The following is a 17,401-nucleotide window of genomic DNA, read 5'->3' as shown; positions in this document are numbered from 1 at the left end:
ATAATATTTGGGAAGCCATAACCTAAACTATTACATAATACTATTATTTTATCAGGTCAACAATTTCTGTATTCCTTCAACAAAGTAGCTGGTTTTTTACGGTATGATTCGGATTGGTCATATGAACGGGAGTCTTTATGAAGTTGCTCAGGGGTCTGGCCCAATATTATGTTGATTTAATGATGAAATTGGGGTTAGTACGCTTCTCATTACTGCTTGCATCTGCATTGGTGGTTCTTGCCATGGGCGTACAAATGGTAGTGACTTTTTTGCTTCAGGGAGGAGTACAAGGTATTGATTTAGTTCGCTCAATATTTTTTGGTCTGTTGATTACGCCCTGGGCTGTCTATTTCCTTTCAGTTGTTGTTGAGCAGCTTGAAGAATCTCGACAGCGATTATCCAGATTGGTTGAAAAACTGGAAGTGATGCGCCAGCGTGATCGAGAACTTAATCAGCAATTAAAAGATAATATTATTAAGCTTAATCAGGAGATCTCAGAAAGAGAAAAAGCGGAGCAAGCACACCTGATATTGTTGGATAAATTACAGGAAGAAGTGAAACACCGTGAGCAGACTCAAATTGAACTGGAACAGCAATCTATATTACTGAAATCTTTTCTCGATGCTTCTCCTGACTTGGTTTATTACCGTAATGAAAATAATGAGTTCTCTGGTTGCAATCGAGCCATGGAATTGCTGACGGGTAAAAGTCAAAAACAACTTATTGGTCTGACACCCCATGATGTTTATGACAAAGAAGTTGCTCGCAAGGTGATGGAAACAGACGAGAAGGTCTTCCGTCATAACGTTGCACTGACTTATGAACAATGGCTGGTTTATCACGACGGTCGAAAAGCCTGTTTTGAACTGCGGAAAGTTCCTTTTTATGATCGGGTAGGAAAAAGACATGGGCTCATGGGGTTTGGGCGCGATATAACGGAACGTAAGCGCTATCAGGACGCTTTAGAGAATGCCAGTAGGGATAAGACAACTTTTATCTCTACGATTAGCCACGAGCTTCGTACACCTTTAAATGGCATTGTTGGTTTGAGTCGCATCTTGCTCGATACTGAGTTGACTACGGAGCAAAATAATTATCTGAAAACGATTCATGTTAGTGCTATCACGCTGGGTAATATTTTTAATGACATTATAGAAATGGACAAAATTGAGCGGCGCAAAGTACAGATTGATAATCAGCCAATTGACTTTACCGGTTTTATGTCCGATTTGGAAAACCTCTCTGGGCTTCTGGTGCAGCCGAAAGGGATTAAATTTGTTATGGAACCGGCATTGTCATTACCCGCTAAAATTCTTACAGATGGTACTCGTTTACGCCAAATTTTGTGGAACCTGATTGGTAATGCGGTGAAATTTACTCAAGAAGGTGAGATTCATGTTCGAATCTGGTATGAAGAAGGAGAGCGTCTGTTTTTTGAAGTCACTGACACCGGGATTGGTATTCCACTTGATGAGCAAGAGAAGATCTTTGCGATGTATTATCAGGTGAAAGGCAGCAATGGTGGTTGCCCAGCAACAGGAACGGGTATTGGATTGGCTGTATCTAAACGCTTAGCCCAAAATATGGGAGGAGATATCGTGGTGAAAAGTGAACCGGGGCAAGGTTCTCGATTTACATTGTCTATCATCGCTCCTGCTCTGGAAGAGAGTCTTTCCTGTGAGGAAGATACAGAAGATTACCTACTGCCGGCTTTGCATATCTTGTTGGTAGAAGATATTGAGTTGAATGTCATTGTTGCCCGCTCAGTATTGGAAAAGCTGGGTAACAGCGTAGAAGTTGTGATGAATGGTAAGGATGCTCTTGAAATGTTCCAGCCAGGGGAATTTGATCTGGTATTACTTGATATTCAATTGCCTGATATGAGCGGATTAGATATCGCTCGTGAATTACGTAAGCGATATACCGCACAGGAACTACCCCCACTGATTGCGCTGACTGCTAATGTCTTAAAAGATAAAAAAGAATATTTGGATGCGGGTATGAATGGTGTACTGAGTAAACCGCTTTCAGTCAATGCGTTAACTACCATTATTGAACAATTCTGGGGAGAACAGTCTGTGTGTTATACAAAATCAAATGAAGATGAGCCGGGATTGATGAAAAAAGATGAAAATTTACTTGATATAGAAATGCTTAATCAATACATCGAGCTTGTTGGTCCTCAATTGATTCGCAACAGTTTGTCTGTATTTGAGAAGATGATGCCGGGGTACCTATCTGTTTTGGACTCGAATATGACAGCTAAAGACCAGAAAGGCATTACAGATGAGGCCCATAAGATAAAAGGTGCCGCGGGTTCGGTCGGATTATGTCATTTACAGCAACTGGCTCAGCAGATTCAATCACCTGATTTACCTGCATGGTGGGACAATGTTCAGGAATGGGTTGATGAGTTAAAGCAAGAATGGAAAAACGATATAGAAATTTTGCGGGAATGGTTGGTGGATGCTGAAAAAAAATAACCCCAACCGAGGTTGGGGTGCGCGAATACTGCGCCAACACCAGGGAAAACTTTTTACCCGCCATCTGATACATATTTGTTGGGGCGAGTAAATGAGGAATTCTCCGTACATCATACAAGTACCAACATAGCAAAGATAAGATTTTTTGTTACAAGATTCATTAAAATCTGTGATGAAGATTGGTGTTTGACCCCCTAAAGGGTTAAGCAATAATCTACTACAAATGGAGAGAGGTATGAAATCAGTTGCGGTTGTCTTGAGTGGATGTGGTGTATTTGATGGTAGTGAAATTCATGAGTCAGTATTAACTATGCTTTCTTTAGACCGTTTAGGTGTTAAGACGAGCTTTTTGGCACCTGATGAGCCACAACTTCATGTTATTAATCATATTAGCGGTGAAGAAATTGGTGAAAAACGCAATGTCTTACAGGAATCTGCACGTATTTCAAGAGGAAAAATCAAGCCTTTGTCACAGGCAAATGCAGATGAATTTGATGCTCTGATCATTCCTGGGGGATTTGGTGTTGCAAAGAATTTATGTGACTTTGCGGTTAAAGAAGTTGACTGCGAAATAAATAAGGATTTATTAAGTTTAGTGAGAACTATGCATAAGCAACATAAACCAATGGGCTTTATGTGTATTGCGCCTGTCATGTTGCCAAAACTACTTAATAAACCGGTGAAATTAACTATTGGTCATGAGCCCAATACTGTTGCCCAAATAGAGAAAATGGGGGGAATACACGTAGCTTGTAAAGTAGATGAGATTGTTGTTGATTTAGAAAATAAAATTGTTACAACTCCAGCCTACATGCTTGCTGAATCTATCTCTCAAGCAGAGGAAGGAATTGATAAACTTGTCAAAAAAGTATTGGAAATGACTGAGTAACCGGGTGAGAAACTCTTTTCAATTTTTATGGCTCTGGTTTAAAAAAATCGTAATTTCAGTCATTATCTTATGGATAGTTTCTGTTGGGGCGTTTTCATTTTTGCCAGTGCCATTTTCTATGGTTATGGTTGAACGTCAGGTTAGTGCTTGGTTATCAGTTAATTTTTCTTATGTTTCTCATTCTATCTGGATAGAGCAAGAGCAAATATCGCCAAATATCGCATTAGCTGTTATTGCTGCGGAAGATCAAAAATTTCCTGAGCATTGGGGATTTGACTTGGATGCTATTGAAAAGGCACTTGAACATAATAAAAATGACCTTGGAAGACTTCGGGGGGCTTCAACGATTTCTCAGCAAACGGCTAAAAATTTATTTTTGTGGAATGGACGTAGCTGGTTCAGAAAAGGATTGGAAGCAGGGATGACTTTTGCCATTGAGTTGGGATGGACAAAAAGTAGGATTCTCACAGTTTATCTTAATATTGCAGAATTTGGTGATGGTATTTTTGGTGTTGAAAAAGCATCCAGACACTATTTCCATAAATCGGCTAGTAAGTTGACAACGTCAGAAGCAGCCTTACTTGCAGCAGTATTGCCTAATCCACACCGTTATAAAGTTAATGCACCTTCGGCTTATGTTTTACAGCGTCAACAATGGATTTTGCGGCAAATGCGGTTGTTAGGGGGAGTGAGCTATCTTAAGAAAAATGAGTTAATGAAGAATAATTCAGGGAAGGAGTAGAAGGTTACCAGGTTTGACGTAGATATCGATGAAAAAGCGCAAAACACCCGCGCCATAAAGTTAGGCGCGGCTCAATACGTTTGGGGATGGCTTATTATGTTGTCACGTTCAGTAATACTTAATTTAGATAAGTAAATGCAGTTGTTACCCGTTTTACTCCGTCAGTTTCACTGGCAATTTTTGCTGCGGCATTACCTTCTTGCTTAGTCAGAATTCCCAGTAAAAAGACTTCGCCGTTTTCCGTAACAACTTTTATGTTGGAAGATTTAACCGAGTCACTCGCCAGGATTTTTGAACGTACTTTGGTGGTGAGCCAGGTATCTTTAGATGCAGTACCCAATTCAACAGGTTTACCCTGACGAATTTCATTGTAAATAATTTGTGCTCCGTTAACACGTGATGCTATTTGTTTAGCACGGTCTGCAAGGCTTGAATCTTGGCTTTGACCTGTCAGTAAAACTTTCCCTTGATAGGCAGTAGTAATAATTCGGGTTTGTTCCTTGAGTTGTTTGTCTTTGTTAAGCGCATTACTCACACGTGCTTCCAGAGTGCCATCATCGACTTGCTGGCCGATAGTGCGGGGATCAGTTGCTGTTTTAGTCGCTACGGCGGCAGAACCTATTACCGCAGCACCAATACATCCTTGTAACATTACAGCGGCACAAACCATAATTAATAGGGAGAAAAATCGCATGATTGGTTCCTTAGTCATCCTGATGGGGAAAGAGTGTATTGTCGATTAAGTCACATAGGCAGTTAACTGTCAGCATATGAACTTCCTGAATTCTGGTGCTACGATGAGATGGAATACGAATTTCCACGTCCTGCGGCCCTAATAAGCCAGCAAGTTCGCCACCATCGTAGCCAGTCAGGGCGACAATCGTCATATCACGGTTTACAGCAGCTTCGACAGCTTTAACAACGTCACGGCTATTACCATGAGTGGAGATAGCTAATAACACATCGCTTTGCTGACCTAATGCTCGAACCTGTTTAGCATAAATTTCATCATGCTGTTTGCTGCTTAAAATTGCAGTTATTACCACATTATCTGCGTTAAGTGATAATGCAGGAAGACTTGGACGCTCAGTCTCAAACCGGTTGATCATATTGGCAGCAAACCGTTGTGCAGTTGCGGCTGAACCGCCGTTGCCACAGCAAAGGATTTTATTACCATTTAGTAATGACTCAACCATCGTCATTGCAGCACGAGAGATAGCATCAGGTAATGCTTCCGCAGCTGCAATCTGAGTTTGAATACTTTCCGTAAAACAGACTTTAATTCTATCCAGCACGTTTATAACCTACTCAATATCATTTTAACGAGTGAACTCATTTTGATTGAAGGCATTTGGCAACCATTCAAATCTTTGACCAGTAATAGCACAAATATCAAAGCGACAAGAAGTAGTTTCAAAACATTCGCCTCGTTGACACAGCCAAACTGCGGCGGCGTGTAATAATTTTTTACGCTTACTAAGGGTGACTGTTGAAAGTGCATCGCCATGTTGCTCTAGTTTGCGAAAGCGGACTTCAATAAAGACCCAAGTCTGCTTGTCTTTCATAATCAGATCAATTTCACCACCATGCACTTTGACATTCGCAGCGATAAAAGATAGTCCCTGTTTTTGTAAAAATAACTTTGCCTGCGTTTCATAGCTGCGTCCCAGCAAATAACTTGTCGGCTTTTTTATTTTCATCTTGAAATGAATTGCTTGAATTTAAATGCCGCCTGATAACCAGCGGCAATCAACTATTAAATTAAATGGTAATGATTTGGCCATGATGATATTGCATCCACGAGAGTTGTCGGAAAATCGTACAATTTTCCTGGGCAGATAGCATACCGGAAGCACCATTGAGATGGAAATCACTTTGCAGTTGAAACTGATTGAACTGATTTGCTAGTGACCAGGCATCAATACCCATAGCGTAAAGGCGCATCAGAGAGTAATCATTCGCAAACTTACCGGCTGCTTGCTGCATCAGTGGCAGGTTAGCCCCCGCTATTAATGGAATATCGCTAAATTGCATTCCTTCCATTTCCAAACGGAAATCAGGACCAGCACCTGCTTGATTACTGCGGGAGCTTGCATATAGAGCAGGCTTATTACGGGAGCTGATTGCCATATCAATCATTGGCTTAATCAGAGTCAGTTCATCTAAGGTAGAAACAATATAAACGGCATCTACTGCACCATTAGAGGTGGAAACTGCATTTGTATTTATCTGGGGAATTTCCAGATTATCAAGGGGAGTTGGCACCGGTTGGTTGGTTGCTACATTAATGACAACGGCTGTTCCGGTTAGGCGAATACCAATACCTTTGTTAATTGATTGTTTCAGTTCGGCAGAAGAACCAAAAGTTTGTTGCAGAACAGTATGGCCTCCTTGTTTTTGCCATTCCTCCGCAAATGCTTTGGCAATTCGGTCACCAAAACTACTACGGGGAACCAATATCAGCGGGTTCCGTTTTTGCTGTTGCCAAATATGCTCTGCGGCATTTTTCGCTTCATCTTCCGGTGATAAAGAGAAATAACAGATATTTGGTTGAGGTTGTGCATTATCTAATTTGTTCAGCACCAGCATGTTTAGTGGAGTATTCAGCTGAGCCAGTTTAACCACGTCGGGCTTAAGTAACGGTCCAACAATTAAATTCACGCCGTCCTGTTCAGCTTGAATTAATAAATTTTCTAGTGGCTGACTTGCAGTGTCATAGATTTTGACTTGTTGCGTGTTAACCGGTGTAGCTGCTATGGCAGGAGTTGGCTGAACGGTTGGTACTGTTGATTCAGTTGGTGTCGTTACATTTGACGTTACATTATTAGGCGTTGTTTCATCTGAAGCCTCATTGCTGTTAGCTATCAGTAAGCTTGCCGGATTCTCTGTTGGCATTGATGGGCTTGGTAAGCCGGCTTGAGCATCAAGAAAACCTTGACGGATTGCTTCGCCGAATACTTTTGCTTGACCACTTAATGGTAGGAACAGAGCAATACGGGCATTAGTGCCTGGTGATTGAATAGCTTCCTGTTGTAATTGGATTGGAAGTGATTGTGCCGCGGGGTTTTGCGGATAACGAATTTTCCAGTCACGGATAGCGGCTTGTAGTTTGTCGGAGTCCTGTTTGTTATCCTGATAGGTACTGAGTAAGTCTAGCCAGCCTTGCAGAACATTTTCATCAACGTTGATGACTAATCCACGGCTATCTTGCGGAGAAAGGCGGGTTAGTATCTGCCAGGTATCATCAATATTTTTTTGATGAGCAGCATTATCTTTCAGAAATGGCTCCTGAGCGATATAAGCACGGATGACATCAAGAGAAGGTTCGCCATTGGCTGCATCAATGATGGATTGATAATGAGCGATTTCTGTACTGACTTTGTCCAGAGTTTGCGAAGGTTGTTGCCCTTGTTGGTCAGGCATGGTACATCCTGCGATGATCATAACTGCCAGCATAGCTGAACAGACTAAACCAGTTTTGATACGCATAAAAATTGAGGAAAGCATACTGTATCCAGCGATGTTTTTTTCAAAGATGCTCAATTTTAAATCGGTCATTCGGATGAAACAATGAATCAACCCAATCGAGCAGTGGTTACGACATCCACGCTATATGTTGTACCAACCCCCATTGGAAACTTGGGCGATATTACTCAGCGTGCGCTTGAGGTTCTTGAGCATGTCGATTTGATTGCGGCAGAAGATACGCGACATACGGGCTTGTTGCTTCAACATTTTGCCATTAATGCGCGTATGTTCGCACTTCATGATCATAATGAACAGCAGAAAGCAGATCAATTAATTACAAAACTTCAGCAGGGACAGAGTATTGCATTAGTTTCTGATGCGGGAACTCCATTGATTAATGATCCTGGTTATCATGTTGTTCGCCGTTGTCGTGAAGCCGGCATTCATGTTGTCCCTCTTCCAGGTCCTTGTGCGGCTATAACCGCATTATCTGCTGCTGGCTTGCCATCTGATCGTTTCTGTTATGAAGGATTCTTACCAGCTAAGAGTAAAAGCCGTAAAGATACTTTACGGGCTTTGGAACAGGAATCGCGTACTTTAATTTTTTATGAATCTACTCATCGTCTGATCGAGAGTTTAGAAGATATGGTTGAAGTGTGGGGGGCAGAGCGCTATGTCGTTTTGGCGCGGGAACTGACAAAAACCTGGGAATCAATTCAGGGAATGCCGGCAAGTGAACTTCTGGCATGGGTTAAAGAAGATGAAACTCGTCGCCGTGGTGAAATGGTATTGATTGTTGAAGGTTATAAAAAAATTGCTGATGATGCTTTATCGCCAGAGGCATTAAGAACGCTGGAGCTTCTTCGGCGAGAACTGCCGCTGAAAAAAGCGGCTGCATTGGCGGCAGAGATTCATGGTGTAAAGAAGAATGCACTTTATCGTCATGCTTTGGGACAGAATGAAGAATAATGATATTTGTTGATAAACAAGACAGATAATCAGTAAATACCTATACATAGTCAGACAAACCTCTTATAATCCGCGCCGGAGTTGGCCAGACAATCGCTGCTTTACCATTATCTTTGGATGATAGGTAGAGGAGAGGAAAGTCCGGGCTCCATAGGGCAGGGTGCCAGATAACGTCTGGGAGGTGAAAGCCTACGACTAGTGCAACAGAGAGCAAACCGCCGATGGCCTACTTGTTGTAGGATCAGGTAAGGGTGAAAGGGTGCGGTAAGAGCGCACCGCGCGGCTGGTAACAGTTCGTGGCACGGTAAACTCCACCCGGAGCAAGGCCAAATAGGGGTTCATTAGGTACGGCCCGTATCGAACCCGGGTAGGCTGCTTGAGCCAGTGCGCAAGTACTGGCCTAGATGAATGATTGTCCACGACAGAACCCGGCTTATCGGTCAACTTCACAAATTTAGCCCTGTCAGGTTGTTACCTGACGGGGCTTTCTCTTTTTCAGGCTGACAGATCAATGAGTAAACCCTGAAATTCGGTATCAGCTTTTAAAGTCAGACGATTTTCTTCGTGAATAAAAGCGCCATCTCCACATTGAATCAAAACGTTGTCCTTCGAATTACCTTTTATTTTTATGTTCCCGTTTAGAGATTGAAGATAAGCATTTTTTCCTTTTAATTGCAGATAATGGGATTGATTTTTATTAAGCGAAATATGATTGACCCAAACTTGCTGGCGTAATTGCATACTGCCATCTTCTGCGGTTGGTGAGGCCAGCATAGTTAATGCCTGATCTGATAATTTCATCCGCTGTAATGGTAAATGTTCCTGCTGAGGGAAGGCATTCAGCCAAAGTTGTAAGCGGGTTAGTGGCTTATTAGCACTGATATTATGTTCACTGTAGCTGATGCCTTGACGAGTAGAAAACAGTAAACATTCTCCCTTGTGAGCTCTGATATGATTGCCTTCACTGTCGCGATATTCTGCTTCCCCTTGTAGAATAATATTCAGTATATCTACATGTGGGTAAGATTTAGGCTGAAAAGCGGCTTTTGGTGCGATAGTTTCCTGATTAAGTACGCGCAGAGCGCCGTAGCCTAAAAATTTCGGATCAAAATAGTGACCAAATGAAAATGTATAACGAGCTTGTAGCCAACCATAATCAGCTTTTCCACATTGTTTTGCTTCTCTGCTTATAATCATGATAGCGATTACCTTAAAAAATACATACTAAAATAGTAATTATCTGGACGGCGAAATGTTAGCCAGTTAATCTGGTCACCATATTCAAATTTCCTGATTGAGAAAAATATGAGCAAAGAACGAGCGCTTACACTGGAATCTCTACGGGTCATGGATGCTATTGACCGGCGGGGAAGTTTTGCTGCGGCAGCTGATGAACTTGGTCGTGTTCCTTCTGCACTTAGCTATACGATGCAAAAGCTGGAAGATGAGTTGGATGTGGTGCTATTTGACCGTTCGGGTCATAGAACTAAATTCACCAATGTTGGCCGTATGTTACTTGAGCGTGGACGTCAATTACTTGAGGCCGCGGATAAATTGACCGCTGATGCAGAGGCATTGGCGCGGGGTTGGGAAACACATCTGACAATCGTTTGTGAGGCACTGGTTCCGGCATCTTCACTGTTTCCGCTAGTAGGTAAACTTGCCCAGAAATCGAATACTCAGCTCTCTTTATTGACTGAGGTTCTGGCTGGTTCATGGGAGCGACTGGAAACTGGCCGGGCGGACATTGTTATTGCGCCAGATATGCATTTCCGCGCATCGGCAGAAATTAACTCGCGTCATCTTTACAGCATTACCAATGTATATGTCGCTAGCCCTGAGCATCCTATTCACCAAGAACCGGAGCCTTTGTCTGATGTGACGCGAGTCAAGTACCGTGGTATTGCTGTGGCAGATACAGCAAGGGAACGTCCGGTATTGACGGTTCAGTTATTAGATAAGCAGCAGCGTTTGACGGTCAGTTCTTTGGAGGATAAACGTCGTGCCCTCTTAGCTGGATTGGGGGTTGCGACCATGCCTTATTCTATGGTGGAACAAGATATTGCTGCCGGTCGTTTGCGGGTGATTAGTTCTGAATACAGTCAGGACGCAAATATTATTATGGCATGGCGACGAGATAGTATGGGGGAAGCGAAATCCTGGTGTTTGCGGGAAATCCCTAAGTTATTTGCGAGTCGGTCAATAGAAGCTATGTAAGCGATAGAATTATGGTGTCTTTTTAAGAAGGTTGTAAAAGTGGCTCACAGAATCGGTGAGCCATTTTTGTTCATTTTTTAAATTTATATTTAGGAAATATTTATGAGTTTTTTATTAACTCTTTTCATTAATAAGTTATATTTTTTTCACTTTTAATATAATGATTTTAAAGAAATAAATAAAATGCATTCTATATTTTCTCTATTAATTTGTTTTATGAATGAGTATTTAAATAGAAAAATAATTATCAATTTTATTATGTTATGATTTAATTGCCATTTTGTTAACTTATTAATATTAGTCGTGATAAAGTGGTGATATTAGGTAAGATATGGTGGTAAATGGATTTTTTTTGTATGAATATTGTTTTTGGATTTTTTGCTATATATTATTTAATTCTCTTTATTCAAATTATTTATTCGTAGAATGTGTATTTACATAATAATTGCAAATGACTTTGTTTATACTCAATAGATTTCAAGTTGCAGCGCGGCGGCAAGTGAACGCATCCCCAGGAGCATAGATAACTATGTGACTGGGGTAAGTGAACGCAGCCAACAAAGCAGCAGCTTGAAAGATGAAGAGTATATATTATAAAGTCATTCATTAGATATTTTATACCGTAATATCTCATGTGGATGATTATTCTATTTATGACGAATCTTATTTTCTATTTTATTACTGGCGAAAAGTTAGTTTTATTTATAATTTTTTTAAAATCAATTGATTAGTTTTTTTGTTGGCCCTTGTTTTCAAAGGGCGTAAGGATGTGTGTAATAAACTTTCGTTCCTAATAACTGATTTATTTATTCATGCTCAGCAAATTCCTGTCCATTTTTGTTAAAAAGCGGGATGGTTATCTTATCTTGATTAAAATAACTATTTTACTTAGCAGCATCACTATGGCCCAATAAAAGTTGGGTTTATAGATTAAAGTAAGCCGAAAGATTTTCCAGATCTCCCGGCAGGATATTACCAGTTTCTATTCATTAATCGGTCGATACTGAATTTACCGGGGCCGATGATAGCTAGTAACAGATAGCCGCCACCAATAGTCAGGTTCTTTAGAAACATAGTTTGGTTCATGCCTTCAGTAAAATTGCTGTGGAAGAGAATGGCAGTTAAGATACAGAAACCAAAGGTAAATAACGCGGTGGTACGCGTTAAGAAACCAAACAGAACTGCCAGTCCGCTACCCAGTTCAAGTAAGATCGTCAGTGGTAATAGAAAGCCAGGAACGCCCATAGCATTCATATATTGTTGAGTACTGGCGTAGGAATCACCTAATTTTCCATAGCCTGCAACGATAAACAGGATTGGCATTAAAATACGGGCCACTAGCAGGGCACTGTCTTCAAACTTTTTCATTAATAACTCCAGACGTACAGGTAAATCACGATGGTTTATTTGATGATTAACTTGTACCAACTTGAAATAGTACGATTTGTTAATCGTTAACGGATAGAATGTATACTAAAGAGAGATGAGTTTAGTTGTAAGCAAGGATTATTAACAATTTTATACAAAGTTTTTGAATATAAGCAACCAAAGTGATCATCAATGAGATGTATTATGAAGAATTATTACTATTTCTGTTTCAATGCCTGAATGATGTGGTGTGCCAAACGATAAAATTCCACTGGGTGGCGAAGGCCATACAAAGAAATGACACTGACTCCAAGTTGGAGATAGGGTTTTAATGACAAAAGCTTTTGCCAGCTTTTGTCATAAGGTTCGGTGAGATTTTTCCAGAGTTTTGCGTTATTGGAGAGTTCAAGCCGTTGCTGTTGGATATTTCTGAGTAGCTGCTGCTTTTTTAGTCTCCTGTTCTGACTCAGTTTACTCATTGTTACTATCCTCTAGCATTTTTCTATCAATCTTTAATTGCTCGCGAGTTGCGCTAAGTAATGTTGAATTTCGCGCTTTTCTGATAGTCCATATGAGCCCAATAAGAGCCAGAAGAAATAAAGTTCCAGTGGTGCTAACCAATACAGTAAATCGCCAAGCGGGATCGATGGCCCAAAAAATCATCACAAGCAGACTCATCAGGCCGAAAGCGGTAAATAGCAGTGTCAGACTAGCTATGACTATCAGTTGTATCAGAGTTGCTTTCTCTTTTTCCAACTCCACAACGATCAATTGTAAGCGAGTCTCTACTATCTCGATAACGGTAGTGGCAATGCGTTGAAGGATATCAAGGACCCCTTTACCGGGGCCTTGAGATTTGGATGAATTACTCATATTAGCGTTTAGCTAACAAAACACCTAATACGGCGCCAATGGCTGTACCAATACCGATGCTTGTCCATGGCTTATCGTGAACGTAGTCATCAGCACGGACAGCCATATCTTTTGTTTGCTTAACGATCATATCACTGGCATTACCGAGCTTAGAGCGAGTATCTTTGATTACTTCCTCTACTTTGCCACGAAGTTCTTCCAGTTCGACTTTTGATTTATCACCGGAATTTTTGATCACTTCTTCCAGTGTATCCGCAAGTGATTTTAGTTCAACATGTAAATCTTCAGTAGTTTTGTTCTGCATCATATAGGCTACTCCTCGTATAAGATATGGATATTTAACTTACTTTAGTTGCTTTTCCTGGTTGTGGAAAAGGCTATCATTAAATATAGCTTATATTTTGGAAGATGAATGAAAAACATTAGCGTTATTTCACTATTCTGCTGTAAACAATACAATTGCCTACAGCAGAGAGGAGTTTTCTGTTTTTTTAGAATTAACTACTTTTTTTGAGGGGAATGACACATTTTTTTACGCCATACAACTAACAAACTACCGCTAAAACCAATAATTAGTAAAGCAAGTGGTAGTAATATTAGGAAATTCATTACCAGATCTTCATACTGACGGAAAATGGGGGTTTTACCGAGTGCATAGCCTAGGGAAGTAAGGATAACGACCCACAGGAGACCGCTGAGCCAGTTAAAAAGCTGGAAACGACTGTTTTGTAGGCCCGTCAGACCAGCAAGTGTTGGTAATAAGGTTCTTACAAATGCGAGGAAACGGCCGATAAGTAAAGCAGACAGGCCGTGGCGGTGAAAAAGACTGTAAGCTCTTTGGTGATAATGGGCTGGAAGGTGAGAGAGCCAGCCTTGTACTATCTTGGTATTTCCTAACCATTTCCCTTGAAGGTAACCGATCCAGCAACCTAAGCTTGCTCCGGCTGTTAATATTGCAATTGTCACAGGGAAACTCATTGCCCCTTTGGCGATTAACACCCCAACCAATATAAGCAGGCTGTCTCCGGGTAAAAATGCAGCGGGAAGCAGGCCACTTTCAAGGAATAGAATCAAGAATAACATGATATAAATGGCCCATAGTAAGGATGGGTTGGCCAGGGTTTCATAATCTTGGTGCCAAAGTGCATATATAAGTTCTTTTACTATTTCCATCAGGTGTTCCTAAAATGCCTTTATTCATTCATCCTGAAAGCATGAGGCTAAGCTGATTAAATTTTAGTTATTTGGCCGGTTGTAATGCCTTTCCAATCCTTTGAAAGAGGAAAATGACGGCCTGCGACACTGTAACAAAATCAGGGGTGACTAAACAGAAAATTTTGGTGATCAATTGAACATTCATTGTAATGGAATAATAAACTGGTTGGGTGAGATTGGGTTGTTAGATTTCTTATTTAAACTAATTGCTATTTTTCCTACTGTTTTAACCTGTTTTCTTTGTAGTTTATGTCATTCTACTCATTTATATATTTAATGATTACTGATTTCTGTTTAGAGATATGATGTACGGAACTTTTTTGTTTAACTTTGCTAATCTTTCTGGTTATAAGTTAATATTTTTTTTATGGTTGATTGATTCTTGTGTGATTTTGATTTATTTTCCACCGTAGCAAAGGGGAGTAACTTCCTTAGCCGGTTTATCGTCATTACGATGCAATCGCATCCGGTAGCCGGGCAACCTTGAACTTATACCCGATGGTACATTTTCTGTGTTGTAAGTGAGACCTTGCCAGAAGGCGAGGTTGCTTGCAATACACTCATCTCCATAACGCGAGAAAGAAATATAGCAACGGCTGGCGTCTTCTGAGACTTCAGCCGTTTTTGTTTGTGAGAGGAAGAAAATGAACTCAGTGGGGAGCGCTATCTTATGGGGAAGTTTCGCTGTTTTAATTACAGTTATGTTACTGCTGGATCTATTCTTACAGGGACGCAGGAAAGAGCAGGTAATGTCATTTTGTCAGGCTGTTGTCTGGAGCGTAATTTGGGTAAGTTTATCGCTCTTATTTGCATTAGGGTTGTGGTGGTATTTCAGAGAAACTTTGGGGGAAGCGGTTGCCGATAGTCAGGTAATGGCTTTTCTCACGGGTTATTTGCTCGAAAAGGCACTTGCTGTTGATAATGTGTTCGTCTGGCTAATGTTGTTCAGTTATTTTGCTATTCCGGCAAATCTGCAACGCCGAGTGCTTATTTATGGTGTTTTAGGCGCAATTGTGCTGCGTACTGTGATGATCTTTACGGGGAGTTGGCTGGTTTCTCAGTTTAGCTGGATACTCTATCTGTTTGGCCTCTTTCTGCTGGTAACGGGTGTTAAAATGGCATTGGCAAAAGGGGAGGATTCCCCAGTAGGAGATAAACCTTTTGTTCGCTGGTTAAAATTGCATATTCGTATGACTGATAGTCTTCATGGTGAGCGTTTTTTTGTTAAAGAAAATGGTTTATTGTACGCGACTCCACTGATCCTGGTCCTGATTCTGGTTGAAATTAGTGACGTTATTTTTGCGGTAGACAGTATTCCTGCTATTTTTGCTGTGACGACAGATCCTTTTATTATTTTGACTTCTAACCTTTTCGCTATTTTAGGATTACGTGCAATGTATTTCCTGTTGGCAGGTGTGGCAGAGAAATTCACAATGTTGAAATATGGCTTGTCAGTTATTTTGGTATTTATTGGTATTAAAATGTTGATAATAGATGTTTATCATATTCCTATGGCAGTTTCTCTGGGAACTATAGCGGGTATTTTGGCAGTAACAATGATTATTAACATTTGGGTAAATAAGAAAAAAGCTAAAAAGTTCTAGTAAGCCAACAACTCTTTTTTAATAGGAAACCATATCTTTCTGAATAGGAAGGTATGGTTTTTTTGTTTTAAGTTGGCTGAAAAAGGGTAAAAACAAATGATTGGGTTTTTGTAAATGTATAAATTGCCATTTTGATCACACAAATGTAAATATATTGTTAATAAGTGCTGGCTGGGTTGTATATTTTAACTGTTGCGGTTTTTCACCATTCTTGGCTTCCCTATACTGAGGAATCAAACACAAAAAATATAGATTCAGCAGAATTGTTAATAAAATGGATTAGCTATGGAAAAACTAAAGAGTGGCTTCGTGCATTACATTACACAAGGGAGCCTGGTTAAACAAATTTTGATAGGTTTAGTGGCAGGGATTCTACTCGCGTGGTTAGCGCCTTCGGTTGCCAAGTCAGTCAGTTTGCTTGGAACGTTGTTCGTTGGTGCCCTGAAAGCAGTAGCTCCGATATTGGTATGGGTTTTGGTTATGTCTTCTATTGCTAACCATAAAAAAGGTCAGAAAACCAATATTCGCCCAATTCTTATCCTCTATATCTTGGGTACTTTTTCCGCAGCGCTGGTTGCTGTAGTCGGTAGCTTTATGTTTCCGTTACAACTGATATTGGCTGTCAATGATGCTCAGATGTCTCCTCCTGAAAACATTATGGAGGTAATGAAAGGGATGTTGATGAATGTTGTTGCTAATCCGGTGAATGCATTACTGAATGGTAACTATATCGGTATTCTTGCCTGGGCTATTGGTCTTGGTATCGCACTGCGTCATGCAACGGATTCAACTAAGTCTCTGATTCATGATATGTCTGAAGCGGTTACTCAGGTTGTTCGGGTAGTCATTCGTTTTGCCCCGATTGGTATTTTTGGTCTGGTATCTTCAACAATTGCAGAAACTGGCTTTAAGACTTTGTTGGGGTATGTCTATTTGCTAGTTGTATTACTGGGTTGTATGTTGGTTATGGCACTTGTTGTAAACCCATTGATTGTTTACTGGAAAATTCGTCGTAATCCTTATCCTCTGGTATTTGCTTGCCTGCGTGAAAGTGGTGTAACTGCATTTTTCACTCGCAGTTCGGCTGCAAATATTCCGGTGAATATGGCTATGTGTCGCCGTATGAATTTGCATGAAGATACTTATTCTGTTTCCATCCCTTTGGGGGCAACGATCAACATGGAAGGAGCTGCGGTAACTATCACTGTGTTGACTCTGGCTGCGGTAAATACGCTTGGGATGCCGGTTGAGCTGCTTACTGCATTGTTGCTAAGTGTGGTGGCAGCAATTTGTGCATGTGGTGCTTCTGGTGTGGCTGGTGGTTCCTTATTGTTGATCCCTCTGGCTTGTAGCATGTTCGGCATTTCCAATGAAATTGCTATGCAGGTTGTGGCAGTTGGTTTTATTATTGGCGTATTGCAGGATTCTGCAGAAACTGGCCTGAATTCGTCTACTGATGTATTGTTCACCGCTGCTGTGTGTCAGGCAGAGGATGACCGTCTGACATCTGAATCTGATCAGCTAACTCGGCGTAGTTAATTACCTGAGGCTTTCTGGCTGATATTAAAAGGTG

Annotated in this window: 17 protein-coding genes and 1 other RNA gene; 8 read left to right on the top strand and 10 right to left on the bottom strand. The window is 40.8% G+C overall.

Annotated elements, in window-relative coordinates:
* Window positions 1-137: 137 nt before the first annotated feature.
* From arcB to mtgA, 3 genes are all read left to right on the top strand, one after another.
* Entirely contained in the window at window positions 138-2,483 is a 2,346-nt protein-coding gene (gene arcB / locus BDD30_RS08425) for an aerobic respiration two-component sensor histidine kinase ArcB (protein ID WP_015835730.1), read from the top strand.
* Window positions 2,484-2,718: 235 nt separating this feature from the next.
* Window positions 2,719-3,372 (top strand): isoprenoid biosynthesis glyoxalase ElbB, encoded by a 654-nt coding sequence (gene elbB / locus BDD30_RS08415; protein ID WP_041382419.1) that lies wholly within the window; start codon window positions 2,719-2,721, stop codon window positions 3,370-3,372.
* 4 nt (window positions 3,373-3,376) lie between these two features.
* Window positions 3,377-4,114 carry a monofunctional biosynthetic peptidoglycan transglycosylase gene (mtgA, locus tag BDD30_RS08410; protein ID WP_015835728.1) on the top strand — a complete coding sequence of 246 codons (738 nt, stop codon included), beginning with the start codon at window positions 3,377-3,379 and terminating at the stop codon, window positions 4,112-4,114.
* Between the two features lie 118 nt (window positions 4,115-4,232).
* Here the strand turns inward: mtgA and dolP are convergent, their stop codons facing one another.
* The 4 genes from dolP to BDD30_RS08390 all read right to left on the bottom strand — a co-directional run bounded on the left by dolP (window position 4,233) and on the right by BDD30_RS08390 (window position 7,621).
* Window positions 4,233-4,808, bottom strand: a complete 576-nt coding sequence (dolP, locus tag BDD30_RS08405) for a division/outer membrane stress-associated lipid-binding lipoprotein (protein ID WP_015835727.1) — start codon at window positions 4,806-4,808, stop codon at window positions 4,233-4,235.
* A gap of 10 nt (window positions 4,809-4,818) precedes the next feature.
* Window positions 4,819-5,409 (bottom strand): DnaA initiator-associating protein DiaA, encoded by a 591-nt coding sequence (gene diaA / locus BDD30_RS08400; RefSeq protein WP_015835726.1) that lies wholly within the window; start codon window positions 5,407-5,409, stop codon window positions 4,819-4,821.
* 24 nt (window positions 5,410-5,433) lie between these two features.
* Entirely contained in the window at window positions 5,434-5,814 is a 381-nt protein-coding gene (locus BDD30_RS08395) for a YraN family protein (protein WP_015835725.1), read from the bottom strand.
* Window positions 5,815-5,875: 61 nt separating this feature from the next.
* Window positions 5,876-7,621: a penicillin-binding protein activator gene (locus BDD30_RS08390; protein WP_041382416.1), complete on the bottom strand. Its 1,746-nt coding sequence runs from the start codon at window positions 7,619-7,621 to the stop codon at window positions 5,876-5,878.
* Window positions 7,622-7,684: 63 nt separating this feature from the next.
* On the opposite strand from BDD30_RS08390, the gene rsmI reads away from it, so the two are divergent.
* Entirely contained in the window at window positions 7,685-8,551 is an 867-nt protein-coding gene (gene rsmI, locus BDD30_RS08385) for a 16S rRNA (cytidine(1402)-2'-O)-methyltransferase (RefSeq protein ID WP_015835723.1), read from the top strand.
* Window positions 8,552-8,628: 77 nt separating this feature from the next.
* An RNA gene (gene rnpB, locus BDD30_RS08380) (RNase P RNA component class A) lies at window positions 8,629-9,003 on the top strand.
* 43 nt (window positions 9,004-9,046) lie between these two features.
* On the opposite strand, the gene BDD30_RS08375 is transcribed toward rnpB, so the two are convergent.
* The gene (locus BDD30_RS08375; protein ID WP_015835721.1) at window positions 9,047-9,748 is read right to left on the bottom strand and encodes a pirin family protein; all 702 of its coding nucleotides are present in this window, start codon (window positions 9,746-9,748) and stop codon (window positions 9,047-9,049) included.
* A gap of 108 nt (window positions 9,749-9,856) precedes the next feature.
* On the opposite strand from BDD30_RS08375, the gene BDD30_RS08370 reads away from it, so the two are divergent.
* A complete protein-coding gene (locus tag BDD30_RS08370; protein WP_015835720.1) occupies window positions 9,857-10,768 on the top strand; it encodes a LysR family transcriptional regulator in 912 nt (303 codons plus the stop codon).
* Between the two features lie 972 nt (window positions 10,769-11,740).
* On the opposite strand, the gene BDD30_RS08365 is transcribed toward BDD30_RS08370, so the two are convergent.
* From BDD30_RS08365 to BDD30_RS08345, 5 genes are all read right to left on the bottom strand, one after another.
* Window positions 11,741-12,136, bottom strand: a complete 396-nt coding sequence (locus BDD30_RS08365) for a DoxX family protein (RefSeq protein WP_041382414.1) — start codon at window positions 12,134-12,136, stop codon at window positions 11,741-11,743.
* Window positions 12,137-12,354: 218 nt separating this feature from the next.
* Window positions 12,355-12,615 (bottom strand): YqjK-like family protein, encoded by a 261-nt coding sequence (locus BDD30_RS08360; RefSeq protein WP_015835718.1) that lies wholly within the window; start codon window positions 12,613-12,615, stop codon window positions 12,355-12,357.
* On the bottom strand, window positions 12,608-13,009 hold the full coding sequence (locus tag BDD30_RS08355) for a phage holin family protein (protein ID WP_015835717.1): 402 nt from the start codon (window positions 13,007-13,009) through the stop codon (window positions 12,608-12,610). Before BDD30_RS08355 ends, BDD30_RS08360 begins: the two co-directional genes overlap by 8 nt.
* Before the next feature lies 1 nt (window position 13,010).
* Complete coding sequence (locus BDD30_RS08350) at window positions 13,011-13,316, bottom strand: ElaB/YgaM/YqjD family protein (RefSeq protein ID WP_015835716.1); 306 nt, start codon at window positions 13,314-13,316, stop codon at window positions 13,011-13,013.
* Window positions 13,317-13,510: 194 nt separating this feature from the next.
* The gene (locus BDD30_RS08345; protein ID WP_015835715.1) at window positions 13,511-14,182 is read right to left on the bottom strand and encodes a DedA family protein; all 672 of its coding nucleotides are present in this window, start codon (window positions 14,180-14,182) and stop codon (window positions 13,511-13,513) included.
* A gap of 686 nt (window positions 14,183-14,868) precedes the next feature.
* Between BDD30_RS08345 and BDD30_RS08340 the strand changes: the two genes are divergently transcribed.
* Both BDD30_RS08340 and sstT read left to right on the top strand, forming a co-directional pair.
* Entirely contained in the window at window positions 14,869-15,828 is a 960-nt protein-coding gene (locus BDD30_RS08340; RefSeq protein WP_015835713.1) for a TerC family protein, read from the top strand.
* Window positions 15,829-16,113: 285 nt separating this feature from the next.
* A complete protein-coding gene (gene sstT / locus BDD30_RS08335) occupies window positions 16,114-17,367 on the top strand; it encodes a serine/threonine transporter SstT (RefSeq protein ID WP_015835712.1) in 1,254 nt (417 codons plus the stop codon).
* Window positions 17,368-17,401: the final 34 nt, after the last annotated feature.

This window comes from Photorhabdus asymbiotica (assembly GCF_003634575.1).
Classification (GTDB): domain Bacteria; phylum Pseudomonadota; class Gammaproteobacteria; order Enterobacterales; family Enterobacteriaceae; genus Photorhabdus; species Photorhabdus asymbiotica.
Note: the sequence above shows the minus strand (reverse complement) of the source record. Positions and strands in the feature narration are given on the sequence as shown.